This is a genomic window from Limnohabitans sp. MMS-10A-192 (genome assembly GCF_003063335.1).
Lineage (GTDB): Bacteria > Pseudomonadota > Gammaproteobacteria > Burkholderiales > Burkholderiaceae_C > Limnohabitans_A.
In genome coordinates, this window is record NZ_NERX01000005.1 from 95,230 (window position 1) to 119,978 (window position 24,749).

Genomic DNA, 24,749 nt, shown 5'->3' on the forward strand with positions numbered 1-24,749 from the left:
AACTGTCCTTTTTGGCCTGAAAAACTTAAAATCGAAAGATTGCCTGAAAACAGGCGTTCGTAGAAAGATACCTGCATGTTGTTGCCTGATTCGGCTTTTCTAGATGCTTTGATCCAGTGGATGGGTCACGGTTTGTTTGACCTCTCGTGGTGGCAAATCGTCTTGGTGACCTTGGGCCTGACCCACATCACCATCGCCAGCGTGACGATTTTCCTGCACCGCCACCAGGCGCACCGTGCACTGGACCTTCATGCGATTCCTTCGCACTTCTTCCGTTTCTGGCTGTGGCTGACCACTGGCCAGGTGACCAAGGAATGGGCCGCGATCCACCGCAAGCACCACGCCAAGTGCGAGCAAGCCGAAGACCCGCACAGCCCCCATGTGTACGGCATCAAGACCGTGCTGTTCACTGGTGCCGAGCTCTACCGCAAGGAATCCAAGAACCTGGACACCATGAAGCGTTATGGTCATGGCACACCCGATGACTGGATCGAGCGCAATCTCTACACCCGCTTTTCGTGGCAGGGTGTGGCTTTGATGCTGATCATCGATGTGGCCCTGTTCGGTTTCATTGGCCTGAGCATCTGGGCGGTTCAAATGGCCTGGATCCCGATCACGGCGGCTGGCATCATCAACGGCGCCGCCCACTACTGGGGTTACCGCAATTTCGAGGCGCACGACGCCAGCACCAACATCTCGCCCTGGGGTATCTTGATTGGTGGCGAAGAGTTGCACAACAACCACCACACCTACCCCACATCGGCCAAGCTGTCGGTCAAGCCTTACGAATTCGATCTGGGTTGGGCTTACATCCGCGCCCTCGAAATCATGGGGCTGGCCACCGTCAAGAAAACAGTGCCTCGTCTGGCTTACGGTGACATCCGCCCCGTGGCCGATGAAAAGACGCTGGAAGCCTTGATCGCCAACCGTTACGAGGTGATGGCCGGTTATGCCCGCAATGTGCGCACGGTGATGCAGCAAGAAGCCGAAAAATTGAAGCTGGACGCCAATGTGCTGCAAGCGGCCAAGCGCTGGCTGCACCGCGATGCCGCCAAAGTGCCCGCCGAGGCGCAAGACCAACTCAAGCAGGCCCGCGCCGCGAGCCCCGTGCTCGACAAGATGGTGCAGATGCGTGAAGAGCTCAGCCAGATCTGGCTGAACACCTCGCATTCACGCGAGCAACTGGCCGCAGACTTGCAAGCTTGGTGCCGCCGCGCCGAAGAGAGTGGCATCGCCACTTTGCGTGACTTCTCGGTCAAGCTGCGCGCGGTGCGTCAAACCGCTTGAGGCGTTGAAAACACCACGACAAAGGACCTTCGGGTCCTTTTTTGTTGGGACCCATCATGTCACCCCGGGCTTGATCCGGGGTCCAGTCCGCGGCCCTTTGCCATGTCTGTGAGGTGAATGGATCCCGGATCGTAGTCCGGGATGACAGACTTCTTGTACTGTCTACGCTGGGCTGGCCTCTTGGATTTTCCTCGCCGGGCAGAGCCTGTTGGCTTGGTCTTCTCGGGCTTGACTTCTTGGGCTTGTCACCCCGGGCTTGACCCGGGGTCCATTTCCATTGACCTGGTGACCCGAGAGCTGCATCAGCCAACAAAAAACCCGCCAGAGGCGGGTTTTTTGTTGCAAGGCTCAGGCCGAATCACTTCAGCTTGATTTCCTTGTATTCAACGTGCTTGCGAGCTTTGGGGTCGAACTTCATGATCGACATTTTCTCGGGCATGGTTTTCTTGTTCTTGCTGGTCGTGTAGAAGTGACCAGTGCCAGCTGTGGATTCCAGCTTGATTTTTTCGCGTCCGCCTTTGGTTGCCATGGTAGATGACTCCTAATGTTCTGGGTTTAGGCTTGACCGCGTGCGCGCAGGTCTGCGAGCACGGCATCGATGCCGTTTTTGTCGATCAGGCGCAGAGCAGCGCTGGAAACGCGCAGACGCACCCAACGGTTTTCTGTTTCAACCCAGAAACGACGGTATTGCAGGTTCGGCAGGAACCGGCGCTTGGTTTTGTTGTTGGCGTGGGAAACGTTGTTTCCCGTCATTGGGCCTTTGCCCGTTACGTCGCAAACGCGTGCCATGTGGACACTCCGATACTTTTAAAACAGCCGGTGCCGATGGGTCTCATGCAGATTTGCACGGGGCCTGGCGTTCCAGCCTCACCTCGCCAAGATGGGTGGCGGTATCCCAGATCGCTGGCCCTGTGATCCCCGGCGAAAAGTCGGGGCAGATCCAGCAAAGCCTTGAATTATAACCAGAAATCAGGCCTGGTTCTGTTCCAGGAAGCGTTGGGCATCCAGGGCGGCCATGCAGCCCGTACCGGCACTGGTGATGGCCTGGCGGTAAACGTGGTCCTGCACATCGCCCGCAGCGAACACGCCGGGCACCGAAGTTTGGGTGGCAAAACCCTTCAGGCCACCTTGGGTCACGATGTAGCCGTTTTCCAGCTCCAGCTGGCCCTGGAAGATGTCGGTGTTGGGCGAGTGGCCAATGGCGATGAAGCAGCCTTTGAGCTCGACGTCCTCCAAGCTGCCGTCCACCGTGCTTTTCAGGCGCACGCCGGTCACGCCAGTGTCGTCGCCCAATACTTCTTCCAGCGTCTGGAAGGTCTTGAGCACGATCTTGCCGGCGGCAACCTTGTCCATCAGCTTGTCCACCAGGATGGGTTCGGCCTTGAATTTGTCGCGGCGGTGGATCAGGTACACCTTGCTGGCGATGTTGGACAGGTACAGGGCTTCCTCGACGGCCGTGTTGCCACCGCCCACCACGCAGCACAGCTGTTCGCGGTAAAAGAAACCGTCGCAGGTGGCGCAGCCGCTCACGCCACGGCCCATGAAGGCGGTTTCGGAGGGCAGGCCCAAGTATTTGGCCGAAGCGCCGGTGGCGATGATCAGGCTGTCGCAGGTGTAGGTGCCGCTGTCACCGATCAGGGTGAAGGGGCGCTGCTCCAGCTTAACGGTGTGGATGTGGTCAAAAACGATCTGGGTCTTGAAGCGCTCGGCGTGTTCCTGAAAGCGCTGCATCAGCTCGGGGCCTTGCACGCCGTTCACGTCGGCGGGCCAGTTGTCCACTTCGGTGGTGGTCATGAGTTGACCCCCTTGGGCCATGCCGGTGATCAGCAGGGGCTTGAGGTTGGCACGGGCAGCGTACACGGCAGCGGTGTAGCCTGCAGGGCCGGAGCCGAGGATCAGAACTTGGGCGTGTTGGGTAGAAGTAGACATGGTCTGCCAATCGGGTGATGAGAATGAGGATGCCAAGCATCGCGTATTCCTTATTGTAAGAAGCTGGCAAAGGCAGAGGGCGACAGGGGAATCTGGTCCTTTGATCGGGTAAGCTTGCAACTTAAGTTATGACCTATTCTTTGCATACTCTGACCCATTCGACTTCCTCCGCAGACGAGGAGGCCGAGCCGCAAAATTTTTGGGCTCGTTTTGCCCAAGAGATCAGTCTTTTGCTCGGCGCAGGTGTGCTGCTGCTGTGTCTGTTGGCTTTGCTCAGCTACCAAGCTCAGGATCCTGCGTGGTCAACATCAGGCGCAGGTGGCGTCACGCGCAATTGGATGGGGCGTTCGGGGGCTTTGTTTGCCGACTTGGCGTTCTTCATTTCGGGTTATTCCGTCTGGTGGTGTTTTGCCGCAGGCTTGCGAGCATGGCTGTCGGGTTTGGCGCGTTGGCTGGGCAACACTGGCGCATCCGAATCGGCAGAGGCATTCACTTTGCAACGCAGGGCTTGGGTGTTCTGGTTGGGTTTGATGTTGCTCATGTCTGCCAGTGCCAGTTTGGAGTGGACCCGTCTGTACCGCTGGGAGTCGAATTTGCCAGGTCACAGCGGCGGCATCTTGGGTTATCAATTGGGCCGTCTGAGCATGCAGTGGCTGGGTTTCACAGGCTCGGGCTTGGTGGGCTTGGTGCTGGGTGTCATCGGCTTGGCCATGGTGTTCAAATTTTCATGGGGCCAGCTGGCCGAGAGCATTGGCGAGCGCATTGACCGTTTGATTCGCTCGCGCCATGCCAAGAAAGAGATCGAAGAAGACTTTGCCTTGGGTCAGCAAGCGCTGCGCGAACGCGAGCAGGTCTTGTCCATGCAGCCTGTCGAGCCCCAGTGGGACCTGGATGCACCCCATTTGCAAGCGCCTGAAGGGCAGCTGGATCTGGCGCCCGTGCCCGTACCTGCGCCGCCTGTGCCACCGATGGTCATTGAACCTGCGGTGACCGCAGTGCCGCGCAGCGAACGTGTGGTCAAGGAACGCCAAAAACCCTTGTTCAATGAGTTGCCTGACAGCAAGCTGCCGCAGGTGGACTTGCTCGATGCCCTGACGGCTCGTCAGGAAACGGTATCGCCTGAGACGCTGGAGATGACCAGCCGTTTGATCGAGAAGAAGCTCTCCGATTTTGGCGTCAAGGTGCGGGTGGTGGCAGCGGCCCCCGGGCCCGTGATCACGCGTTACGAGATCGAACCGGATACCGGCGTCAAAGGCTCGCAGATCGTCAACCTGGCCAAGGACCTGGCCCGTTCACTGAGCTTGGTGTCCATCCGCGTGATCGAGACCATCCCAGGCAAAAACTTCATGGCGCTGGAGTTGCCCAATGCCAAACGCCAGTCGATCAAGCTCAGCGAAATCCTGGGTTCGCAGATTTACAACGAAGCCAAGTCCATGCTGACCATGGGCTTGGGCAAGGACATCATTGGCAACCCGGTGGTGGCCGATCTGGCCAAGATGCCGCACGTGCTGGTGGCCGGTACCACCGGTTCGGGCAAGTCGGTGGGGATCAACGCCATGATCCTGTCGCTGCTGTACAAGGCCGAAGCGCGCGATGTGCGCTTGTTGATGATCGACCCCAAGATGCTGGAGATGTCGGTCTACGAAGGCATTCCACATTTGTTGGCCCCGGTGGTGACCGACATGCGCCAGGCCGCGCACGGCCTGAACTGGTGTGTGGCCGAGATGGAAAAACGCTACAAGTTGATGAGCAAGATGGGCGTGCGCAATCTGGCGGGGTACAACCAGAAAATCGACGACGCCACGGCCCGCGAGGAGTTCATCTACAACCCCTTCAGCCTGACCCCGGACGATCCAGAACCGCTCAAGCGTTTGCCGCACATTGTGGTGGTGATCGACGAGTTGGCCGACTTGATGATGGTGGTGGGCAAGAAGATCGAAGAGCTGATCGCCCGCTTGGCGCAAAAAGCCCGCGCCGCCGGCATCCATTTGATCTTGGCCACGCAGCGCCCCAGTGTGGATGTGATCACGGGTTTGATCAAGGCCAACATCCCGACCCGCATCGCCTTCCAAGTGTCCAGCAAGATCGACAGCCGCACCATCCTCGACCAGATGGGTGCCGAGGCGCTGCTGGGCATGGGCGACATGTTGTACATGCCCTCGGGCACGGGTTTCCCGATCCGCGTGCATGGCGCGTTTGTGAGCGACGAAGAAGTGCACCGCGTGGTCAGCTACCTCAAGAGCCAGGGCGAGCCCGATTACATCGAGGGTGTGCTCGAAGGCGGCACCGTGGATGACGATGGCGGCATGTTGGGCGAAGGCGACAACGCCGAGAAAGACCCGATGTACGACCAAGCGGTCGAAGTGGTGCTCAAGAACCGCAAGGCCAGCATCTCCTTGGTGCAACGCCATTTGAAGATTGGCTACAACCGCGCCGCGCGCTTGGTGGAAGACATGGAAAAAGCGGGCCTTGTCAGTGCCATGAGTGGCAGTGGTCAACGCGAAATTCTGGTGCCCGCCCGGGCAGAGTGAGACACATGAAATTTTCACGTCGTCATGGGCTGCTTGCCAGCTTGCTGTTTTGCATGGGGGTGGGTTTGTCTGCACAGGCCCATGCCGACGGGCTGGATGCCTTGTCGCAGTTCATCAAGCAAACACGCAGTGGCCGTGCGCAGTTCACTCAGGTGGTCACCTCGCCAGCGCGGCAAGGGCAGCTTGGTCGCAGCAAGACTTCCAGCGGCAGCTTTGAGTTTCAGCGTCCCGGCAAATTCCGCTTTGATTACCGCAAGCCCTTTGTGCAAACGCTGGTGGCCGATGGCCAGACGGTTTGGATGCACGATGTGGACTTGAACCAAGTGACGGCGCGCAACCAGGCGCAAGTGTTGGGCTCTACGCCCGTTGCTTTGTTGACGGCGGCCACAGACCTGGAAGGTCTCAAAGCCGATTTCAGCTTCAAAACAGAGCCCGATCGCGATGGTCTGCAATGGGTCCGTGCGACGCCTCAAAAAACCGACGGTCAAATCCAGTCGGTGCGGGTGGGCTTGCGCACAACGGACAAAGGGGTGGAGTTGGCCGTGCTCGATGTGCAGGACAGCCTGGGTCAGCGCTCGCTGTTGAGTTTTTCTGCGTTCGAGCTCAATCCTGCTTTGCCCGCATCCAGCTTTGTGTTCAAGGCACCCGCCGGTGCCGATGTGATTCGACCTTGAAGCGTGCAGGCAAGCGATGACGGTCGTGCCACTTTCGCCCCAGGCCCCTTTGGCCGAACGCCTGCGCCCGCGCAATTTGGGTGAGGTGATCGGTCAACAACATTTGCTGGGCGAGGGCATGGCCCTGCGTTTGGCCTTTGAGTCGGGGCAGCCGCACAGCTGCATTTTGTGGGGGCCTCCGGGTGTCGGCAAGACCACGATCGCCCGCTTGATGGCCGACGCCTTTGATGCCCAGTTCTTGAGCATCAGTGCGGTGCTGGGCGGTGTCAAGGACATCCGTGAGGCCGTCGACAAAGCACAAGCGGCACGCACTGGCCTGCACCCGCAGCGCACCATCATGTTTGTCGATGAGGTCCACCGCTTCAACAAGAGCCAGCAAGACGCCTTCTTGCCCCACGTTGAAAGTGGCCTCTTCACCTTCATCGGCGCCACCACCGAGAACCCATCGTTCGAGGTCAATTCGGCCTTGCTCTCGCGGGCGGCCGTGTATGTCTTGCAGTCCTTGACCGAAGACGATTTGAAAAACATCGTCTTGCGTGCCCAAGGCATCCAAGCGGTTCCGGCGATCGAGCCCGATGCCCTGGCCCGTTTGTTGGCCTATGCCGATGGCGATGCCCGGCGCCTGCTCAACACGCTGGAGACCTTGTCGATGGCGGCCACCCGCGAAAAGATCGACCCGGTCACCGATGCCTGGTTGCTGCGGGTGCTTGGCGAGCGCATGCGCCGCTACGACAAAGGCGGCGAGCAGTTCTACGACACCATCAGCGCCTTGCACAAATCGGTGCGTGGCTCGGACCCCGATGCCGCACTGTATTGGTTCGTGCGCATGCTCGATGGCGGTGCCGATCCGCGCTACATGGCGCGGCGCTTGATCCGCATGGCCAGTGAAGACGTCGGTTTGGCCGATCCCCGCGCTTTGCGTCTGGCGCTGGATGCGGCCGATGTGTACGAGCGTTTGGGCAGCCCTGAGGGTGAGCTGACACTGGCCCAGTGCGTGATCTATCTGGCCATGGCCCCCAAATCGAATGCGGCCTACAAGGCCTTCAACGAGGCCAAAGCCTTCGTCAAGAAAGACGGCACACGCCCCGTGCCCATGCATTTGCGCAATGCCCCCACCCAGCTCATGAAACAGCTGGATTACGGCAAAGGCTACCGTTACGCCCATGACGAAGAAGACGGCTTTGCCGCTGGGGAGCGTTACCTGCCCGAAGGCATGCCTGATCCCGGCTTTTACCGGCCCGTGCGCCGGGGCTTGGAAATCAAAATCGCCGACAAACTGGAAGAACTGCGAAAACGAAATTCAGCCACAGGGTAATTCCTGAGCAAATCCAAGGCGGTCGGCATCCCGCCTTCTCTACAATTCTTCAACCCCGCCAGCGAAAAAAGCACCATTGGCGGGGTTTTTGCTATGTATTTGGAATCACCCAAAAGGTGCGTCTGGGTATTCAAAAGCCATTCGTGGCGCGACTCGGCAAGACCGGGTCCACATTCGGAGAGAAAAAATGGACGTCTTCTTGCAGCAGGTCATCAACGGCCTGGTCATGGGCAGCATGTACGCCTTGGTGGCCTTGGGCTACACCATGGTGTACGGCATCATCAACCTGATCAACTTTGCGCACGGTGAAGTGCTGATGGTGGGTGCTCTGACGAGCTGGTCGGCCATTGGCATGATGCAGGGCGCCATGCCCTGGGCGCCGGGTTGGCTGATCCTGATCCTGGCGACCTTGATTGCCTGCGTGGTGGCCGTCGCGCTCAACTTCACGATTGAGAAAGTGGCCTACCGCCCCTTGCGCAACAGCCCCAAGCTGGCGCCCCTGATCACGGCGATTGGCATGAGCATCTTGCTGCAGACCTTGGCCATGATCATCTGGAAGCCCAACTACAAGGCGTATCCCACTTTGCTGTCCAGCACCCCCATCCATGTGGGCGGTGCGGTGATCACCCCCACCCAGATCATGATTTTGGGCGTGACGGCGGTGTCATTGGCGGTGCTCATGTGGTTGGTCAACTACACGCGTCTGGGGCGCGCCATGCGGGCCACGGCCGAGAACCCCCGCGTGGCTGGGCTCATGGGCGTCAAGCCCGACATGGTGATTTCTGCCACCTTCGTGATCGGCGCCATCCTGGCGGCCATTGCGGGTGTGATGTATGCCTCGAATTACGGCACGGCGCAGCACGCCATGGGCTTTTTGCCCGGTCTCAAAGCCTTCACTGCGGCTGTGTTTGGCGGCATTGGCAATTTGTCAGGGGCGGTGGTCGGTGGCATCTTGCTGGGCCTGATCGAGGCCATAGGCTCGGGCTACATCGGTCAGCTCACCGGCGGTGTGCTGGGCAGCCACTACACCGACATCTTTGCATTCATCGTCCTCATCATTGTGTTGACCCTGCGCCCCTCTGGCCTGATGGGTGAACGCGTGGCAGACCGCGCTTGATCGAAGGGACCGCTGTCATGAAAAACAACAAAACACTTCAATTCATCTTGGTGGGGGTGGCGCTGATCGTGCTGCCGCTCATCCTGCAAGGCTTTGGCAACGCCTGGGTGCGCATCGCCGACATGGCCTTGCTCTACATCCTGCTGGCGCTGGGCCTGAACATCGTGGTCGGTTACGCCGGTTTGCTCGACCTGGGTTACGTCGCGTTCTTCGCGGTGGGGGCCTACATGTATGGCCTGCTGTCTTCACCGCACCTGACCAACACCTTCGAATGGATCGCCGCCGTGTTCCCTGCGGGCATGCACATGCCGATCTGGTTGATCGTGCCGGTGGGGGCCGCATTGGCGGGCTTGTTTGGCATGTTGCTGGGTGCGCCCACGCTCAAATTGCGGGGCGACTACCTGGCCATCGTGACGCTGGGTTTCGGTGAAATCATCCGGGTGTTCATGAACAACCTGGACCACCCGGTCAACATCACCAATGGCCCCAAGGGCTTGGATCAGATCGATCCGATCTCGGTTTTTGGCATCAATTTGGGCAAGAAGCTGATGGTCGGTGACTTCGAAATCTCTTCGGTCTCGTTGTACTACTACCTGTTCCTGAGTCTGGTGCTGGTGGCCATCTTGATCTCGCACCGCCTGGAGTTTTCGCGCATCGGCCGCGCCTGGATGGCGATTCGTGAAGACGAAATCGCCGCCAAAGCCATGGGCCTGAACACCCGCAACTTGAAGCTGCTGGCTTTTGGCATGGGGGCCACTTTCGGTGGGGTGTCCGGTGCCATGTTCGCGGGCTTTCAGGGCTTCATCTCGCCCGAATCTTTCAGCCTGATGGAGTCGGTGATGATCGTGGCCATGGTGGTGCTGGGGGGCCTTGGCCATTTGCCCGGTGTGATTTTGGGCGCTGTTTTGTTGTCGGCCTTGCCAGAGGTCTTGCGCTACGTGGCTGGGCCTTTGCAGGCACTGACCGATGGCCGTTTGGATGCATCCATCTTGCGCCAGTTGCTGGTGGCGCTGGCCATGATCGTGATCATGTTGATGCGTCCGCGTGGCCTGTGGCCATCGCCAGAGCACGGCAAAGCGCTCAAGACGAAATGAAAGACCCGCACATGACACAAGATACTGTTCTCCAGGTTGCAGGCATTTCCAAACGTTTTGGCGGTTTGCAAGCGCTCACCGATGTGGGCATGACCATCCAGCGCGGTCAGGTCTATGGCCTGATCGGTCCCAACGGTGCGGGCAAGACCACCTTTTTCAATGTGATCACAGGCCTGTACACCCCTGACAGCGGTACCTTTGAGCTGGCAGGCAAGCCCTACCAGCCCACGGCGGTGCACGAAGTGGCCAAGGCCGGCATTGCCCGCACTTTTCAGAACATCCGTTTGTTTGCCGAAATGACCGCGCTCGAAAACGTGATGGTGGGGCGCCATGTGCGCACCCATTCGGGCTTGCTGGGTGCCATCTTCCGCACACCCGGTTTCAAGGCCGAAGAAGCCGCCATTGCAAAGCGTGCCCAAGAGCTGCTCGACTATGTGGGCATTGGCAAATACGCCGACTTCAAGGCGCGCACTTTGTCGTATGGCGACCAGCGCCGACTGGAAATCGCTCGCGCCTTGGCGACCGACCCGCAGCTGATTGCGCTGGACGAACCGGCCGCGGGCATGAACGCGACCGAGAAAGTGCAATTGCGCGAATTGATTGACCGCATCCGCAAAGACAACCGCACCATCTTGCTGATCGAGCACGATGTGAAGCTCGTCATGGGCTTGTGTGACCGCGTCACGGTGCTCGACTACGGCAAACAGATCGCCGAAGGCACGCCGGCCGATGTGCAGAAGAACGAAAAAGTGATTGAAGCCTATCTGGGCACGGGAGGACACTGAGATGGCCGACATCCTTTTGAAAGTCAAAGACCTGCAAGTCGGCTACGGCGGCATTCAAGCGGTCAAGGGCGTGAGCCTCGAAGTGCGCGAGGGTGAGTTGGTCTCGCTGATCGGCTCCAACGGCGCAGGCAAAACCACCACCATGAAAGCCATCACCGGCACCTTGCCTTTGCAAGTCGGTGACATCGAGTACTTGGGCAAAAGCATCAAGGGCCAAGGCCCTTGGGATCTGGTCAAGCAAGGCTTGGCCATGGTGCCCGAAGGCCGAGGCGTGTTCACCCGCATGACCATCACCGAAAACCTGCAAATGGGCGCGTACATCCGCTCGGACGCCGCAGGCATTGCCGACGACATCGAGAAGATGTTCACCATCTTCCCGCGTTTGCGTGAGCGCAAGGACCAGCTGGCGGGCACCATGTCCGGTGGCGAGCAGCAGATGCTGGCCATGGGTCGCGCCCTGATGAGCCGTCCCAAGGTGCTCTTGCTCGATGAGCCGTCCATGGGCTTGTCACCCATCATGGTCGACAAGATCTTTGAGGTGGTGCGCGATGTGTATGCGCAAGGTGTCACCGTGATGTTGGTTGAGCAAAACGCCAGCCGTGCGCTGGCGATTGCCGACCGTGGTTATGTGATGGATTCTGGCCTCATCACCATGACCGGCGTGGGCAAAGACATGCTCGAAGACCCCAAGGTGCGCGCAGCCTATTTGGGCGAGTGATTTCAGACCCTTTGTCACCCCGGACTTGATCCGGGAACCATCTCGTCAGCACGTCCGGGGGCATGGATACCGGATCAAGTCCGGTATGACCGCAAAAACCGCGAGTGAATTTTGGCTCAGTCCACCCGCGCGCCGCTGGCCTTGACCACTGTTTCGTAGCGTGTCAGCTCCTTCTTCATGAAGGCCCCAAACTGCTCAGGCGTGTTGCCCACGGGTTCGGCCATCAGTTGGGCAAAGCGTGTTTTGGTTTCGGGGGTTTGCAGCGCGGCCACAAAAGCCTTGTTCAGCCGATCCACCACCTCACGCGGCGTGGCCGCAGGCGCCACCAGACCCCACCAGGTGTCGATCGCAAAGTCTTTCAGGGTCTCGCTCATGCTTGGAATATCGGGCAGGGCGTTGCTGCGCTGGGTGGTGGTCACCGCCAGGGCTTTGAGTCGACCCGCTTTGATGTTGGCGGCCGCCGTGGCCAGGTTGTCGAAGTTGAAGTCGACCTGGCCTGACAGCAAGGCCAGCTGGGCCGGGTTGCCGCCGCTGTAGGGGATGTGCACCGCAAAAATGCCCGCCGCGCGCTTGAACATTTCACCCGCCAAATGCCCCGCGCTGCCGTTGCCACCCGAGCCAAAGTTCAGCTTGGCGGGGTTGGCTTTGGCATAGGCCACCAAATCGGCCAAGGTGTTGATCTTCAGGCGTTGTGCGGTGTCGGCGTTCATCACCAGCACATTGGGCACGCGCAGCATTTGCGTGATGGGCGCAAAGTCGCGGGCCGCGTCATAAGGCATCTTGGCAAACAGCCAAGGGTTGATGGCGTGGGTGGCGGTGGCCGCAATGCCAATCGTCAGGCCATCGGGTGCCGCTTTGGCCACCAGATCAGCGCCCAGATTGCCACCCGCGCCAGGGCGGTTCTCGATGATCACCGTGCCCAAGCTGTCTTTCACGCGCTCGGCCAAGGCTCGTGCTGTGACATCGATGGGTCCGCCGGGCGCATAAGGCACGATGAGCCGGATCGGCTTGCCTTGGGCCCAGGCTGCGGTCGTCAGACCGCAAGCCGCGGCGCTCAGGCAAAAGTCACGGCGCTGCACGCTTCAGGCCTTGGCTTTATCGGCCTCAGACGTGAACGAGTCTGCGTAGAACTCTTCCTCAGGCAAACCGCCTTGCGCCACGTAGTCGCGCTTGGCCGAATCCACCACGATGGGGGCGCCGCAGGCATAGACCTGATGGCCCGACAGATCGGGGAAGTCCTGAAGCACAGCTTGGTGCACAAAGCCGGTACGGCCTGTCCATTGGTCTTCGGCCTCGGCGTTGGAGATCACGGGCACGTAGCGCAGATTGGGCATCTCGGCCAGGCGAGCTTCGACCCAATCGGCCATGTACAGATCGGCCGGACGGCGACCGCCCCAATACAGCGTGGCCGGGCGGGTGATGCCGCGGTGCTGCATGTGCTCGATCAGCGCCTTGATGGGCGCAAAGCCCGTGCCCGAAGCCAGCAGCACGATGGGCTTGTCGTTGTCTTCGCGCAGGTAAAAGCTGCCATACGGGCCTTCGGCGCGCAGGATGTCTTTTTCCTTCATGGTGGTGAACACCGGGTCGGTGAACTTGCCGCCGGGCATGTGGCGGATGTGCAGCTCCACCGTGGGCGGTGCCATCTCCAATGTGTGCGGTGCATTGGCCATGCTGTAGCTGCGGCGCGAACCATCGCGCAGCAAGAACTCGATGTACTGACCGGCGTGAAACTTCATCACGTCGTTGGCGGGCAATTGGAGTTTCAGCACGATCACATCGTGCGATTTCTTCTCGAGACTCACCACACGCACCGGCATCTTCTTGACGGGCAGGCCGCCTTCAGCCGTCACTTGTTTCGATTCGAGCACCACATCGCTTTGGGCGGTGGCGCAGCAAGTCAGCACCAGGCCTTGGGCTTCTTCTTCGTCGCTCAGGGCTTTGGCCTGGTGGGGCCCGTGCACCACGGTGCCCGAAATCTTTTTGCATTTGCACGAACCGCAGGCGCCGTCCTTGCAACCATAGGGCAGGCCGATGCCTTGGCGGATGCCTGCTGTGAGCAGGGTTTCGTTGACATCGGCGGTGAAGCTGCGGCCGCTGGGCTGCACGGAAATTTGGAAGCTCATCTTTTCGGTATCCTTGAGGGGTTGCATATCACCCGGAACCTCTGATTTTGCCTTCAAACCAAACTCCCTTGGGCGCACTGCCCGCCCGATTTCGCCGTCAGCGTGTCCTGATCGTGGGTTGTGGCGATGTCGGCTTGCGCACCGCAGGCCAGTTGGGTGCGCCGCAAAGCCAGCGTGTGCGCCTGATGGCGCTGACTTCGTCGCCCGAACGTGTGCGTTTGCTGCGCGCTTGTGGCATCACCCCTTTGCAGGGCGATCTGGACGATGCCGCGAGCCTTCGCCGCTTGGCGGGTATTGCGCACCGGGTGATTCATCTGGCCCCGCCGCCCAGTGAGCGCCGGGGTGACTGGGAGCACGATCCCCGTACCCAGGCCTTGGGCCGTGTGCTGCGTTTACGCACGCTGCCGCAGGTGTTGGTTTATGGCTCGACCACCGGCGTATACGGCGACTGTGCTGGCGAACGCGTCAGCGAGTCGCATGCCGTCAAGCCGCACACGCCCCGTGCCCAGCGCCGTGTGGACGCCGAGATGGCCATGCGGTTTTTGGGCCGCAGCGGTGTGCGGGTGAGCGTTTTGCGCATTCCTGGCATTTATGCGGCCGACCGCGAAGGCGGCACGCCGCGCGGGCGTTTGCTCAAAGGCACGCCAGTGCTGGTGGCCAAAGAAGACGTGTACACCAACCACATCCACGCGACCGACCTGGCCCGCGCTTGCGCGGCCGCCTTGTGGCGAGGCAAGCCGCAGCGGGTGGTCAATGTGAACGACGACACCGACTTGAAGATGGGCGACTACTTTGATCTGGCGGCCGGTTTGTATGGTTTGCCCAAGCCGCCGCGCATTTCGCGTCATGACGCCAACACCGCCTTGCCGCTGATGTTGCTGAGCTTCATGAACGAATCGCGCAGGTTGGACAACACCCGCATGAAGCAGGAGCTGCGGCTCAAGCTGCGTTATCCGCATGTGCGCGACGGCTTGAGTCCGCAAACGACCTTGTTCGTCAGCTGATATGGATTCGCTGCGCATTGACAAATGGCTGTGGGCGGCGCGGTTCTTCAAGACCCGCAGCATCGCCAGCGACGAGATCGGCAAGAACCGTGTGCAGATCAATGGCCAGGACGCCAAGGCCTCGCGCGAAGTCAAACCGGGTGACACCGTGCGCATGCGCCAAGGCCAGGTGGAGCGCACCGTCTTGGTCAAAGGCATCAGTGGCGTGCGGGGTCCAGCGCCGGTGGCGCAATTGCTTTACGAGGAAACCGCCGAAAGCCTGGCGCAGCGGCAAAAACTGGCCGAAATGAACCGCTTGTCGCGCGAGCCAGCGCTGAGCATCGAGCAGGGACGCCCCACCAAGCGAGATCGCCGTCAGATCGAGAAAACCTGGGATGACCGCTGGAGCGCAGGCATCGATTGATGCCAGGCACATCGCGCTGGATGTCTTGGAACAGGCCCTTTGCTCAGAGCGCCCAGCTGCTCGCGATCAGTTCATGGACAAGGCCGTTTTCTTTTCAGATCCACACTGCGGGTGCTCAGAATTCGTCTTTCACCATGGTCAAGCCGAGTACATCCCAGTCGAGCATGCCGCCGCGGTAGTAATAAATTTTGTCGGCCGGAAAGCCCTCTCGTGTCATGGCACGAATGGCCATGGGGCTTTGTGGACAGACGGGTCCATTGCAGAATGCAAAAATTTTCTTGGCCTCGGTGCAGTTCCATTGGCTGCCCGTTTTTTTGCAACCCAATTCGCTCAGACGCGAGGCCACCTCTGTGTAGGGGATGCCTACGGAGCCCGGGATGGTGCCTTTGACGCGGTCGTTGGTGTCCCGCATGTCCACGACCAAGGCGTTGCGGTCACTCAGGGCTTCCAAAATTTCGATCTCACCGACGGGGTGAACGCCTGCGACGGGGACCAAGGGCTGCAAGGTGCCGCCGTTTTTGGCAGCCACGGTCATGACACGGGTGATTTCAACCGGGCCTTTGGTGGTTTTCACGACAACGGATTTCTGGTTGTCAAAAATGTTCAAGGCTGTCCCTACGGGAATGATGGCGGCTTGGCCAAAGGCAGCGCCTGCAAAACCAATTCCTAAGAGCCAAGCTGAAATGCTTTTCATGGTCATTGTTCAAAAAGTTGAGAATCAAGGGATCCTGACTTTGTAGGCCTTGTTTTGACTTGATTTGCATCAATGGTTGAGTCAGGGTTATCCCTATGCCGCAGGGGCGCCTTGATTGCGCTCAAATAGTTGTGCGACAAAATCTGCCAATGTGTTTTGGGTGACAATCACACTTCAATTCTGAAATAAGACGGGAAGTTCTATGGTCAAAATGACCCATAAATCTGCTGGGGACCAGTCCATTGCCGTTTCGGATGAGCAAATCGAAAAAGCTGCAGAGGTTTTTCGCGTCATGTCGGCACCCATGCGCTTGAGGATCATCAGCTGCTTGTGCAGCGGCGAGAAAAATGTCGGTGAATTGCTCACGGAGATTGATACGACACAGCCCAATATGTCACAGCACTTGAACACGCTTTATTTGGCAGGGGTATTGGACAAACGCCGAGAAGGCGTTCAGATCTACTACAGGATCGTCAACAACAACATCGTCAACATTTGCCGTGCAGTGTGTCAACAAACCGATCTTGAAAGTTGAGCGTCAGTTTCGAGTCGGGTTTTCACTGTCGTGCCCATGTAGGATGAGCCGCTAATATCAGTCCATCAGGAGACACGAATGAAGCGTTGGTTATTATTGATTTCAGGTTTGTTGGCTTGCACTTTGAGCATGGCGCAAATCAAGGTGGTTTACCACTTGAGTGAAGGCATTCCCCAAGCCTCACGCGCGATTGGCAACATTCGCAATCACCTCAATGCAGACCCGACAGTCAAGATTGTGGTGGTGACCCACGGCTTGGGAATTGATTTTCTTCTGGATGGTGCAACCAATCAGATGGACCAACCCTTTGCAGGCAGCGTGAGCGATCTGGTGGGCAAAGGGGTGGAGTTCCGTGTGTGCAACAACACATTGGTCTCGCGCAAAATCTCAGCAGACAAGGTCCAGATGGAAGCCAAGGTGGTTCCTTCGGGTGTTGCTGAAGTGGCCAAACTGCAAGCCAAAGAAGGCTTTGTTTATCTGCGCCCGTGATGGTTCATGAGGACCGTCATCAATCCGTTTTTTGAGGAGTTTTCATGAAAATTCAACACGCTTTGAGCGCCACTGCGCTGCTGGCACTGTCTGGCCTGGCGCAAGCCCAGGTTGATCCGCTTCACGTGCGCAGCATGGCGGCCTCTTGTTCGGCTTGTCATGGCACCGATGGGCGCGCCCAGCCGGGCATGGAGTCGTTGGCCGGTGCCAACAAGGACGACATGGTCAAGAAAATGCTGGATTTCAAGACGGGTCGCAAGCCCGCCACCATCATGCACCAGCTGTCCAAGGGCTATTCCGACGAGCAGATCGTCGCCATCGCTGGCTACTTTGCCGCCCAAAAGAAATAAGGAAAACAGCCATGCAACGTCGTCATTTTTTGCAGACAGGTTCCGCACTGGGAGCCATGGGTTTGGTTTCGGGTTGTGCCACAGTGGGTGGCGGCAGCGGCCCCAAAGTGGTGGTCATTGGCGGTGGCTATGCCGGCGCTACGGCGGCCAAATACCTGCGCATGTGGTCTGAGCACAAAATTCAGGTCACCTTGGTGGAGCCCAACGATGCGTTCATTTCCTGCCCCATCTCCAACTTGGTGATTGGCGGCAGCAAGACCATCGCCGAGATCACCACCCCCTATGACAACCTGACCAAGCGCCACGGTGTGAACATCATCAAGGACCGCGTCAACACCATTGATGCGGAAAAGCGCATCGTCAAGCTGGCCGGTGGCACCGAGCTGGCTTATGACCGCTTGATCGTCTCGCCCGGCGTGGACTTCATGTGGGAAACCTTGCCTGGCATGGCCAAGGCAGGTGCCAAAGACAAAGTCATGCACGCTTGGAAAGCGGGCGAGCAGACCGTCACGCTGCGCAAGCAACTCGAAGCCATGCCTGATGGCGGTGTGTTCGCCATGTCGATCCCTTTGGCGCCTTACCGCTGCCCGCCCGGCCCCTACGAGCGCGCTTGCCAGGTGGCTGAATATTTCACCAAGGCCAAGCCCAAGAGCAAGGTGCTGATTTTGGATGCCAACGACGACGTGACATCGAAAGGTCCCTTGTTCAAGAAGGCTTGGGCCGAGCGTTACAAAGGCATCGTCGAATACCGTGGCAAACACCGTGTGACCGATGTGGACGCCGCCGCCAACACCTTGAAGTTTGAATTCAACGACGACATCAAGGCCAGTGTGCTCAACGTCATTCCTGAAATGCGTGCGGGTGACATCGCCGTCAACGCAGGTCTGGCTACTGCCAACAAGCGCTGGTGCGAGGTCGACTTCCTGACTTTCGAGTCAAAGGCTGCAAAAAACGTCCATGTGCTTGGCGACTCGATCCAGATTGCCCCGGGTATGCCCAAGTCTGGCCACATGGCCAACCAACACGGCAAAACCTGCGCTGCAGCGGTGATCGCTTTGTTGATGGGCAAAGAGGTCAATCCCATGCCGATTTACAACAACACCTGCTACAGCTTTGTCAGCTCGGAAGACGTGGTCCACGTGGCCAGCGTGCACCGCTACGATGCGGAAAAGAAAACCATGCTGACGGTGCCGGGCTCCGGTGGTGTGTCCAGCGCAGCCAACGAATTGGAGGGCCGCTATGCCCACGCTTGGTCGCGTAACATTTGGGCCGATACGCTGGCGTGAGGTTCAATCGGAAAACGCCGCAGTCGCCAGACTCGCGGCGTTTTTTTACGGCCATTTTTGCAAGTCGAGGTACATCATGAAAAAAACAGTCACATCCCGCCGCCTGTTGCAAGCAGCTTTGCTGCTGGGTTTTGCGGCGCTGGGCAATTCAGCCATGGCCCAGGCGGATGAAGCGCGCGCCAAAAAAATCGTGGGTGGAGTTTGCTTTGTTTGCCACGGCGCAGAGGGTGAATCGTCCAGTGAAGTGTTCCCGCGTCTGGCCGGTCAGCACTGGGAATACACCGCCAAGCAGCTCGAGAACTTCAAAAGTGGCAAGCGCAAGAGCACAGCCATGGCTGACATGGTGGCCAAGTTGACAGCCGATGAGATGGTGGCTTTGGGTAAATTTTTTGAGAAACAAGCCGTTGCCGTGGAGCCTGCCAAAGACCAGGGTCTGGCGGCCGTTGGCAAGTACATCTACCACCAGGGCAACAAGTACAGCGGTCTGGCCGCTTGCGCCAGTTGTCATGGGGCGGAAGCCAAAGGGACAACGGCTTTACCTCGCCTTGCTGGTCAGTATGCAGACTACATCGCCACGCAGTTGCAACAGTTCAACAAGCGCGAACGCACCAATGACAACGCCGTGATGCACGCCATCGTCAGCAAGATGACGCCGCTGGAAATGGCGGCTGTGGCGGAGTACCTGAGCGGCAAATGACGGTGCTCAGTCTCAGGGTGCGGTAAATCCTGAAAGGGGCATTGGCTGCGATGGCTTGGTGCCGGCCGATGTGCCGCCATCCAGCCAACGGTCGGTCAGGCCCGCTCCTGCCCACATGCCTACCAGGCTAACCCATGCGGTCAGGGCAAAAATGGCACCGCCAGTGACGCCTGCTCCGACAGCGCAGCCGCCAGCCAGCATGGAGCCGAATCCCATCAAAATCGCGCCGCCGATGTAGCGGCGCATGCTGTAACCATCGGTGAAGCCTTCCAGCTTCCAGTCTTTGCCGATCAGCGCACCGATCAAAGAGCCCAGGAAAACGCCTGGCATCAGACCGAATTCAAAGCCGATCGGTGGCCAAGGCCATTGCACCACCCGCATCAACCATTCGGCAGAAGGGCCACTGAAGGTCAAGCCCTGAATTTGCACCGGATCAAATGACTCTCGCGCCACCCACTGGCTAAACCCCCAAGCAGCGGCGACCATCAGTCCCGTGCCGATACCCCCCACCCACATCCATAAACTGCGCTGAGGTGAGCGCCATGAAAAATACAGGGCGGCGATGAGCCACACGCCGCCCATGGCCAAGCCCGCTCCGTGTCCCAGACCTGTGATGGCCAGCAGGTCGCGCGCTGCACCGCCAGGGATGGTCCACCAACTGCTGATCGCCAGGCGCAAAGGCGACAAAACGCCTGAGAGTGCTGATTGGGCCGTGACAGCAAATATCAGGCCCGACAGCAGGGCTCGCAAATTGCCATTGGCCGACAGCACCAGCAGTCGGCTGGCGCAGCCGCGGGTCATGACCATGCCAATGCCGAAGGTCAAGCCACCGATGAGTGCACCGGACAGGCTGCCGGTGGCAGAGATTTGGCGTGCGTTGTTGGTATCCAGCCAGCCCATCAAGACCATGAGCTGTACGGTGATCACAGCAGAGGCAAAGGCCAGCAACCAAACTGAAAGCTTGTCGCCAAAACGTCGGTGCCAGAATTCGATCACTGCCGCTCGCAAGCAAAATCTCGAGCGCTGGGCAAAAAATCCAAACAAGCCGCCGATCACCGCGCCACCCGTGGCGAGCACCGTGGGGTTTCCGTAGGCTTCCAGCCATTGAGCCATGGGCATGGCAATCTCCATTTACATCATTGTTGAATGATGTATATCCTAAGCCCGAAGTCGTTCTAGGCGTTGATGGAGGTCAAGAAGCGAACTCAGACCACCCAGCCCATGCCCTTGCTCAGACGCCAGGCCATGCCTGCGCCGATCCAGATGCCGATCAGTGTGAGCCAAGCGGTCAGTGCAAAAATCGCACCACCGGTCATGCCGGCACCGACCGTGCAGCCACCAGCGAGGACCGCACCAAAGCCCATCAATATTGCCCCGGACAAGTAATGCCCCAGCTTGTTCTCGGTCTTGAAGCCTTCAAATTTGAAGTCACGACCGAGCAAAGCCCCGATCAAGGAGCCCACAAAGGCACCGGGCAGCACGCCGGTGTCAAAACCCCAACTGGCCGCGTTGGCCGTGGACAGGACCCGCATCAACCACTCGGCGGAGGGGCCGCTGAAGCTCAGGCTTTGTACCGCCACCGGTTCAAACGATGCGCCTGCAACGGCCTGTGTGAGCCCCCAGCCCATCGCGATGGTCAGGCCAGTCACTGTCGCGCCCAAGCCCAAGGCCCAGCGACCCGCGTGGTGGCGCATGAAGAACGCCAGGCCAACGACAAAAACCAAGGTCGAAAGAATCAAGCCACCCACCGAACCCATCCCGCTGAGGACCAACAAATCGCGCGATGCCCCGCCGTCCACGGGCCACAACTGGCTCAATGTGCTGCGCAAGGGCGCCAACCAACCGCCAATCGTGGCTTGTACCGTGACGGCAAACACCAAACCAGACAGCAGGGCGCGCAAATTGCCATTGGCCGACAGCACCAACAAACGACTGGCGCAGCCGCGCGTCAAAATCATGCCGGCACCAAAGCACAAGCCTCCCAACACGGCCCCGGATATGCTGCCCGGCTGCGCGATGAAACGGCTGACCGAAGGTTGAAGCCAGCCTAAGGCCACCAGGATTTGTACACCCATTAAGCAGGCACCAAAAGCCAGGAGCCAGACGCTCAGGCGCTCGCCAGCCTGGCCTTCACAGCATTCCAGGACTGCGGCACGGGCGCAAAAACGTGTACGTTGGGCCGCAAAACCAAACACCAAGCCGATGATCGCGCCGCCTGCGGCCAGCACATTGGCGTCTCCCCAGGTTTCCAGCAGGCTTGCAAGATTCACATTGATCTCCAATAATTTGATAATTGCTTATATTTCGTCTTGCCTAAACTGATTGACAATACATTGTGTATTTTCCTGGTTTTTTGATCGGTATTCATGAAAGAGCCCATTTTGTACTTCGCCTCGCACCGTCGCCAGTTTTTGGGGCTGGTGACTTTGGCGTGGGCCCAAGTTGGGGGCGCCCAATCGGTCATGCCAGCCCTTTTGCCATCTCCCCCCTCCCTGCAGATTGAATTGGCCAAGGCTTTGCAGCAAAAGCAAGCCCTGATCGTCATGGTGAGCTTGGAGGGCTGTGCCTTTTGCCGTATTGCCCGCAGCAGCCATTTGGTGCCCATGCAAAAAGCAGGAACGCCCATCGTGCAGCTGGACATGCGCAGTGTTCAGGGTGTTCTGGATTTCCAAGGACGTGCGACCACGCACGATCAATTGATCAAGCAGTGGCGCATCTCTGTTGCCCCGACTTTGCTGTTTTTCGGTCCAGGTGGTAAAGAAGTTGCAGAGAGAATGGAGGGCGGTTACCTGCCCGACTTTTATGGACCCTATCTGGAAGAGCGATTGCTCAAGGCTCGGCAGGCGCTTTGAGCGAGTTCTTTGTGTGCTGTCAAAAGCTACTCGCCTACTTAACAATTAGCCATGATTCCAATTCGCATTGATTCCGCTTGGCAAGGCACCTCGGATTGCCGCAGTTGCGGCATCCGAGACATGGTGTTGTTTGCCGATCTCAATGAGCAAGACTTCAGCGACATGCACACGCCCATTGATGACCTGAGCTTTCAGTCAGACGCCATCTTGTACTCTGAAGGTCAATCAGCGCAAGGTGTGTTCACGCTGAGAAAGGGCACCGTCAAGTTGGTGCGTGCCACCGTGGATGGTCGTGAGCGGATTGTTCGGGTTTTGCGTCCTGGCGATGTGATTGGGCTGGAGGCCTTGGTGACCGGCCGCTATGACAGCGAAGCCGTTGCCATGGTGGATGTCAGTGTTTGTCGAATTCCTTTGTCGGTCATCAACCATCTGTCTGCGAACTCTCCCCGTTTGCATTTGCGCTTGATGCAAAAGTGGCAGCAAGCCTTGAAAGATGCCGACGATTGGTTGGCTGAACTGAATTTCGGTACTGCACGTCAGCGTGTGGCGAGCCTGGCCTTGAAAATGCGAGAGCCTGAAGAGCCCCGTTTCACCGCTTTTTTTGCGCGCGACGACATGGGGGCGATGCTCGATCTCAAGCTGGAAACCGTCAGCCGTGAAATTTCTGGCTTGGTGCGTGATGGTGCTCTGAAAGCCTGCGACAAGCAGGGACGCCGGTATGAAATACTGGACGAAAAAATGCTGATGATCTGAACGGCACTGGCTGGGGTTTCAGCGCTTTCTCGCAGTCAGGCCCAGCAGCCCTGACATGCCTTTGTGGGCCGTGCCTTCGTCAATCTGCGCTTCATAGGTCTGCAAATCGATGATGTCGTAATCGACAAAAGCCTCGCGCATCATGGCTTCGTCATACATGTGGTCCAGCTTGCCTGGCCCGCCCGTATTGAACTTCAGTTGAGCTGCTGTGTAGCCCTGAATGATCAGGGTGCCGCCGGACTTGAGGCTTTTGTCCATCTTGGCAAACAGTGCTGTGCGATCTTGGGGGGCGGCAAATTGAAAGAAGATGCCGATGACATTGGCATAACGAGCATTTGCCCAGTCAAATGACTGCCAATCGCAGCAACGCCAATTGACCGACTGCGAGCGTCGCTCGGCCAACAGGCGTGCTTTTTGGATCGCATTTTCAGAAAAATCAAAAGCATCTACGTTCAGGCCTTGCTCAGCCAGCCACAGACCGTTGCGCCCCTCACCATCAGCAACTGCCAAAGCGGAACCTGCTTGCAGGTGTGCCGATTGGCTGCGCAAATAGGCATTGGGTTCTTCCCCAAAGATGTATTGCTCGGTGGCAAAACGTTGGTTCCAAGTGTGGCGTGGGTTGTTGAATGCCGTCATGGTGGAGAGGGTGTGATTTTTGCGTGTGGGCGTCAGAATTGAGTATATTCGTGAAAACTTATGGAGTTTAAGATGAACAATGTGCGTTTGCTTCGCAGGATGGGAAAATGTTCGCATCCTGCAAGGAGGCTACGCTGAATGGAAAGCCTAAGGTGGCATGGACGCCCACCTGAAAGCCACATCACCTCCCCCAACATTGAAGGAATCCCCATGAAAACCGCACATGATTTGGTGGCCGATGCCAAAAGCTGTACACAAGAAATCGCATTGAAAGACGCTGAACAAGCCATCAGGGAAGCCGATGTGTTGATTGACGTGCGTGAAGCCGATGAATTTGCCGCTGGCCACTTGGCTGGCGCAGTTTTGATGCCTCGCGGCTTGCTGGAGTTCAAACTCAGTGCAACGCCCGCCTTGGCTGCGCGAGACATCAACGTGGTGTTGTATTGCAAGACCAGTGGCCGAGCTGCGCTGGCCGCGCAGAGCATGCAAGCCATGGGTTATTTGCGTGTCAAATCGATTGCCGGGGGTTTTGATGCTTGGCTGGCCGCTGGTAAGCCGGTGGTCAAGCCAGAGCAACCCTCATTTGATTAAAAACCAGGCTGAATCAGTGAAAGCACTGATTTTTTGGGATGCATTTCGTCAACCCCGAAGCTGATTTATGCGTTAAATTAGTCGCCATTGATATTCAACACAAGGAGCTCCCATGAAATTGATTTCTGTACTCATTGCGGCCTCTGCTGCTTTCGCTGCACCCGCTTTCGCCAATTTGGATCTGGCCAAGAAGAACGCTTGCATGGCATGCCATGGCGTTGACAAAAAAGTGGTGGGCCCTGCCTACCAAGATGTCGCTAAGAAATATGCGGGTCAAAAAGACGCTGCAGCCAATCTGGCCAAGAGCATCAAAGCAGGTGGCTCTGGCAAGTGGGGTCCGATCCCCATGCCTGCACAAGCTGCTTTGAGTGATGCAGATGCCAACACCTTGGCCGCCTGGATCCTGGCTGGCGCCAAGTGATGTCCACTCCAATTGCTTGCAATTGGATGAAAAATTGAAAAGCCCGACTGGTACTCGTGGCTTTATCCTTCCGCTTCCGGGGCGACTCGGGAGCGGTTTTTTTTGGGGATAGAAAGTATGAACGTGATCAAGACTTCCTGGCTTGTGGGCCCACTGTTGTTGCTGTCGATGACCGCGCACGCCCAGCCCTCGATTTTCAAAGATGCAGACCTCAAGTTGGGGCAAAAGCTGATCGCAGAAAACAAATGCGTGGAATGCCATGCCTCCAAAGTTCCCGGTGATGGCAGTGCCATTTACAAGCCCAAGGGACGCATCAACACGGCCGGTTTGTTGCGCGGCATGGTCGAGCAATGCAACACAGAACTCAACATGGGCATGTTTCCTGAAGAGGTCAATGCGGTGGCTGCTGTTTTGAACCGAGAGCACTACAAATTTAAATAAACCTTTGCTTATATAGGGTATTTC

The 24,749-nt window shown here is 58.2% G+C and carries 29 protein-coding genes; 20 read left to right on the forward strand and 9 right to left on the reverse strand.

Annotated elements, in window-relative coordinates; genetic code table 11:
• The first annotated feature begins 75 nt into the window (after positions 1 to 75).
• On the forward strand, positions 76 to 1,287 hold the full coding sequence (locus B9Z43_RS11800) for a fatty acid desaturase (RefSeq protein WP_108325814.1): 1,212 nt from the start codon (positions 76 to 78) through the stop codon (positions 1,285 to 1,287).
• Positions 1,288 to 1,645: 358 nt separating this feature from the next.
• On the opposite strand, the gene rpmG is transcribed toward B9Z43_RS11800, so the two are convergent.
• The 3 genes from rpmG to trxB all read right to left on the reverse strand — a co-directional run bounded on the left by rpmG (position 1,646) and on the right by trxB (position 3,216).
• Complete coding sequence (gene rpmG, locus B9Z43_RS11805; protein WP_006298735.1) at positions 1,646 to 1,816, reverse strand: 50S ribosomal protein L33; 171 nt, start codon at positions 1,814 to 1,816, stop codon at positions 1,646 to 1,648.
• Positions 1,817 to 1,842: 26 nt separating this feature from the next.
• Positions 1,843 to 2,076, reverse strand: coding sequence for a 50S ribosomal protein L28 (gene rpmB / locus B9Z43_RS11810; protein ID WP_026039317.1), 234 nt, complete (start codon positions 2,074 to 2,076; stop codon positions 1,843 to 1,845).
• Between the two features lie 180 nt (positions 2,077 to 2,256).
• Complete coding sequence (trxB, locus tag B9Z43_RS11815) at positions 2,257 to 3,216, reverse strand: thioredoxin-disulfide reductase (RefSeq protein WP_108325816.1); 960 nt, start codon at positions 3,214 to 3,216, stop codon at positions 2,257 to 2,259.
• A gap of 128 nt (positions 3,217 to 3,344) precedes the next feature.
• Between trxB and B9Z43_RS11820 the strand changes: the two genes are divergently transcribed.
• The 7 genes from B9Z43_RS11820 (at position 3,345) to B9Z43_RS11850 (ending at position 11,450) form a co-directional block, all read left to right on the forward strand.
• Positions 3,345 to 5,747 (forward strand): DNA translocase FtsK, encoded by a 2,403-nt coding sequence (locus B9Z43_RS11820; protein WP_108325818.1) that lies wholly within the window; start codon positions 3,345 to 3,347, stop codon positions 5,745 to 5,747.
• Positions 5,748 to 5,752: 5 nt separating this feature from the next.
• Positions 5,753 to 6,421, forward strand: coding sequence for an outer membrane lipoprotein chaperone LolA (gene lolA / locus B9Z43_RS11825; RefSeq protein ID WP_108325820.1), 669 nt, complete (start codon positions 5,753 to 5,755; stop codon positions 6,419 to 6,421).
• A 16-nt stretch (positions 6,422 to 6,437) separates the two neighbouring features.
• Entirely contained in the window at positions 6,438 to 7,736 is a 1,299-nt protein-coding gene (locus B9Z43_RS11830; RefSeq protein WP_108325821.1) for a replication-associated recombination protein A, read from the forward strand.
• Between the two features lie 187 nt (positions 7,737 to 7,923).
• Positions 7,924 to 8,853, forward strand: a complete 930-nt coding sequence (locus B9Z43_RS11835) for a branched-chain amino acid ABC transporter permease (RefSeq protein ID WP_108325822.1) — start codon at positions 7,924 to 7,926, stop codon at positions 8,851 to 8,853.
• 17 nt (positions 8,854 to 8,870) lie between these two features.
• Positions 8,871 to 9,947 carry a branched-chain amino acid ABC transporter permease gene (locus B9Z43_RS11840; RefSeq protein WP_108325823.1) on the forward strand — a complete coding sequence of 359 codons (1,077 nt, stop codon included), beginning with the start codon at positions 8,871 to 8,873 and terminating at the stop codon, positions 9,945 to 9,947.
• 11 nt (positions 9,948 to 9,958) lie between these two features.
• Positions 9,959 to 10,732, forward strand: a complete 774-nt coding sequence (locus tag B9Z43_RS11845; RefSeq protein ID WP_108326113.1) for an ABC transporter ATP-binding protein — start codon at positions 9,959 to 9,961, stop codon at positions 10,730 to 10,732.
• A 1-nt stretch (position 10,733) separates the two neighbouring features.
• Entirely contained in the window at positions 10,734 to 11,450 is a 717-nt protein-coding gene (locus B9Z43_RS11850; RefSeq protein ID WP_108325824.1) for an ABC transporter ATP-binding protein, read from the forward strand.
• Between the two features lie 116 nt (positions 11,451 to 11,566).
• Here the strand turns inward: B9Z43_RS11850 and B9Z43_RS11855 are convergent, their stop codons facing one another.
• Together B9Z43_RS11855 and B9Z43_RS11860 are read right to left on the reverse strand one after the other, a co-directional pair.
• Positions 11,567 to 12,529: a tripartite tricarboxylate transporter substrate binding protein gene (locus tag B9Z43_RS11855; RefSeq protein ID WP_108325826.1), complete on the reverse strand. Its 963-nt coding sequence runs from the start codon at positions 12,527 to 12,529 to the stop codon at positions 11,567 to 11,569.
• 3 nt (positions 12,530 to 12,532) lie between these two features.
• Complete coding sequence (locus tag B9Z43_RS11860; protein WP_108326115.1) at positions 12,533 to 13,573, reverse strand: CDP-6-deoxy-delta-3,4-glucoseen reductase; 1,041 nt, start codon at positions 13,571 to 13,573, stop codon at positions 12,533 to 12,535.
• A 47-nt stretch (positions 13,574 to 13,620) separates the two neighbouring features.
• Here B9Z43_RS11860 and B9Z43_RS11865 point away from each other — a divergent pair, with 47 nt between their 5' ends.
• Both B9Z43_RS11865 and B9Z43_RS11870 read left to right on the forward strand, forming a co-directional pair.
• The gene (locus tag B9Z43_RS11865; RefSeq protein ID WP_108325829.1) at positions 13,621 to 14,577 is read left to right on the forward strand and encodes an SDR family oxidoreductase; all 957 of its coding nucleotides are present in this window, start codon (positions 13,621 to 13,623) and stop codon (positions 14,575 to 14,577) included.
• A 1-nt stretch (position 14,578) separates the two neighbouring features.
• Positions 14,579 to 14,980 (forward strand): RNA-binding S4 domain-containing protein, encoded by a 402-nt coding sequence (locus B9Z43_RS11870; RefSeq protein WP_108325831.1) that lies wholly within the window; start codon positions 14,579 to 14,581, stop codon positions 14,978 to 14,980.
• Between the two features lie 115 nt (positions 14,981 to 15,095).
• On the opposite strand, the gene B9Z43_RS11875 is transcribed toward B9Z43_RS11870, so the two are convergent.
• The gene (locus tag B9Z43_RS11875) at positions 15,096 to 15,674 is read right to left on the reverse strand and encodes a rhodanese-like domain-containing protein (RefSeq protein WP_108326117.1); all 579 of its coding nucleotides are present in this window, start codon (positions 15,672 to 15,674) and stop codon (positions 15,096 to 15,098) included.
• A 202-nt stretch (positions 15,675 to 15,876) separates the two neighbouring features.
• On the opposite strand from B9Z43_RS11875, the gene B9Z43_RS11880 reads away from it, so the two are divergent.
• The 5 genes from B9Z43_RS11880 to B9Z43_RS11900 all read left to right on the forward strand — a co-directional run bounded on the left by B9Z43_RS11880 (position 15,877) and on the right by B9Z43_RS11900 (position 19,031).
• Positions 15,877 to 16,209 carry an ArsR/SmtB family transcription factor gene (locus B9Z43_RS11880; protein WP_369910230.1) on the forward strand — a complete coding sequence of 111 codons (333 nt, stop codon included), beginning with the start codon at positions 15,877 to 15,879 and terminating at the stop codon, positions 16,207 to 16,209.
• A gap of 78 nt (positions 16,210 to 16,287) precedes the next feature.
• On the forward strand, positions 16,288 to 16,698 hold the full coding sequence (locus tag B9Z43_RS11885; RefSeq protein WP_108325833.1) for a DsrE family protein: 411 nt from the start codon (positions 16,288 to 16,290) through the stop codon (positions 16,696 to 16,698).
• 44 nt (positions 16,699 to 16,742) lie between these two features.
• The gene (locus B9Z43_RS11890; protein ID WP_108325835.1) at positions 16,743 to 17,048 is read left to right on the forward strand and encodes a c-type cytochrome; all 306 of its coding nucleotides are present in this window, start codon (positions 16,743 to 16,745) and stop codon (positions 17,046 to 17,048) included.
• Positions 17,049 to 17,059: 11 nt separating this feature from the next.
• The gene (locus B9Z43_RS11895; protein WP_108325837.1) at positions 17,060 to 18,334 is read left to right on the forward strand and encodes an FCSD flavin-binding domain-containing protein; all 1,275 of its coding nucleotides are present in this window, start codon (positions 17,060 to 17,062) and stop codon (positions 18,332 to 18,334) included.
• A gap of 76 nt (positions 18,335 to 18,410) precedes the next feature.
• Complete coding sequence (locus B9Z43_RS11900; protein ID WP_233250110.1) at positions 18,411 to 19,031, forward strand: c-type cytochrome; 621 nt, start codon at positions 18,411 to 18,413, stop codon at positions 19,029 to 19,031.
• A gap of 12 nt (positions 19,032 to 19,043) precedes the next feature.
• On the opposite strand, the gene B9Z43_RS11905 is transcribed toward B9Z43_RS11900, so the two are convergent.
• Positions 19,044 to 20,150 (reverse strand): YeeE/YedE family protein, encoded by a 1,107-nt coding sequence (locus B9Z43_RS11905; RefSeq protein WP_233250111.1) that lies wholly within the window; start codon positions 20,148 to 20,150, stop codon positions 19,044 to 19,046.
• Between the two features lie 86 nt (positions 20,151 to 20,236).
• Positions 20,237 to 21,301 (reverse strand): YeeE/YedE family protein, encoded by a 1,065-nt coding sequence (locus B9Z43_RS11910; RefSeq protein ID WP_233250112.1) that lies wholly within the window; start codon positions 21,299 to 21,301, stop codon positions 20,237 to 20,239.
• Positions 21,302 to 21,397: 96 nt separating this feature from the next.
• Between B9Z43_RS11910 and B9Z43_RS11915 the strand changes: the two genes are divergently transcribed.
• Both B9Z43_RS11915 and B9Z43_RS11920 read left to right on the forward strand, forming a co-directional pair.
• Positions 21,398 to 21,883 carry a hypothetical protein gene (locus tag B9Z43_RS11915; RefSeq protein ID WP_233250113.1) on the forward strand — a complete coding sequence of 162 codons (486 nt, stop codon included), beginning with the start codon at positions 21,398 to 21,400 and terminating at the stop codon, positions 21,881 to 21,883.
• A gap of 51 nt (positions 21,884 to 21,934) precedes the next feature.
• Complete coding sequence (locus tag B9Z43_RS11920) at positions 21,935 to 22,636, forward strand: Crp/Fnr family transcriptional regulator (protein ID WP_108325843.1); 702 nt, start codon at positions 21,935 to 21,937, stop codon at positions 22,634 to 22,636.
• An 18-nt stretch (positions 22,637 to 22,654) separates the two neighbouring features.
• Here the strand turns inward: B9Z43_RS11920 and B9Z43_RS11925 are convergent, their stop codons facing one another.
• A complete protein-coding gene (locus tag B9Z43_RS11925) occupies positions 22,655 to 23,272 on the reverse strand; it encodes a bifunctional 2-polyprenyl-6-hydroxyphenol methylase/3-demethylubiquinol 3-O-methyltransferase UbiG (RefSeq protein ID WP_108325845.1) in 618 nt (205 codons plus the stop codon).
• 210 nt (positions 23,273 to 23,482) lie between these two features.
• Here B9Z43_RS11925 and B9Z43_RS11930 point away from each other — a divergent pair, with 210 nt between their 5' ends.
• The 3 genes from B9Z43_RS11930 to B9Z43_RS11940 all read left to right on the forward strand — a co-directional run bounded on the left by B9Z43_RS11930 (position 23,483) and on the right by B9Z43_RS11940 (position 24,725).
• On the forward strand, positions 23,483 to 23,863 hold the full coding sequence (locus B9Z43_RS11930) for a rhodanese-like domain-containing protein (protein ID WP_108325847.1): 381 nt from the start codon (positions 23,483 to 23,485) through the stop codon (positions 23,861 to 23,863).
• A 112-nt stretch (positions 23,864 to 23,975) separates the two neighbouring features.
• A complete protein-coding gene (locus B9Z43_RS11935; protein ID WP_108325850.1) occupies positions 23,976 to 24,284 on the forward strand; it encodes a c-type cytochrome in 309 nt (102 codons plus the stop codon).
• 117 nt (positions 24,285 to 24,401) lie between these two features.
• Positions 24,402 to 24,725, forward strand: a complete 324-nt coding sequence (locus tag B9Z43_RS11940; RefSeq protein ID WP_233250114.1) for a hypothetical protein — start codon at positions 24,402 to 24,404, stop codon at positions 24,723 to 24,725.
• Positions 24,726 to 24,749 lie beyond the last annotated feature (24 nt).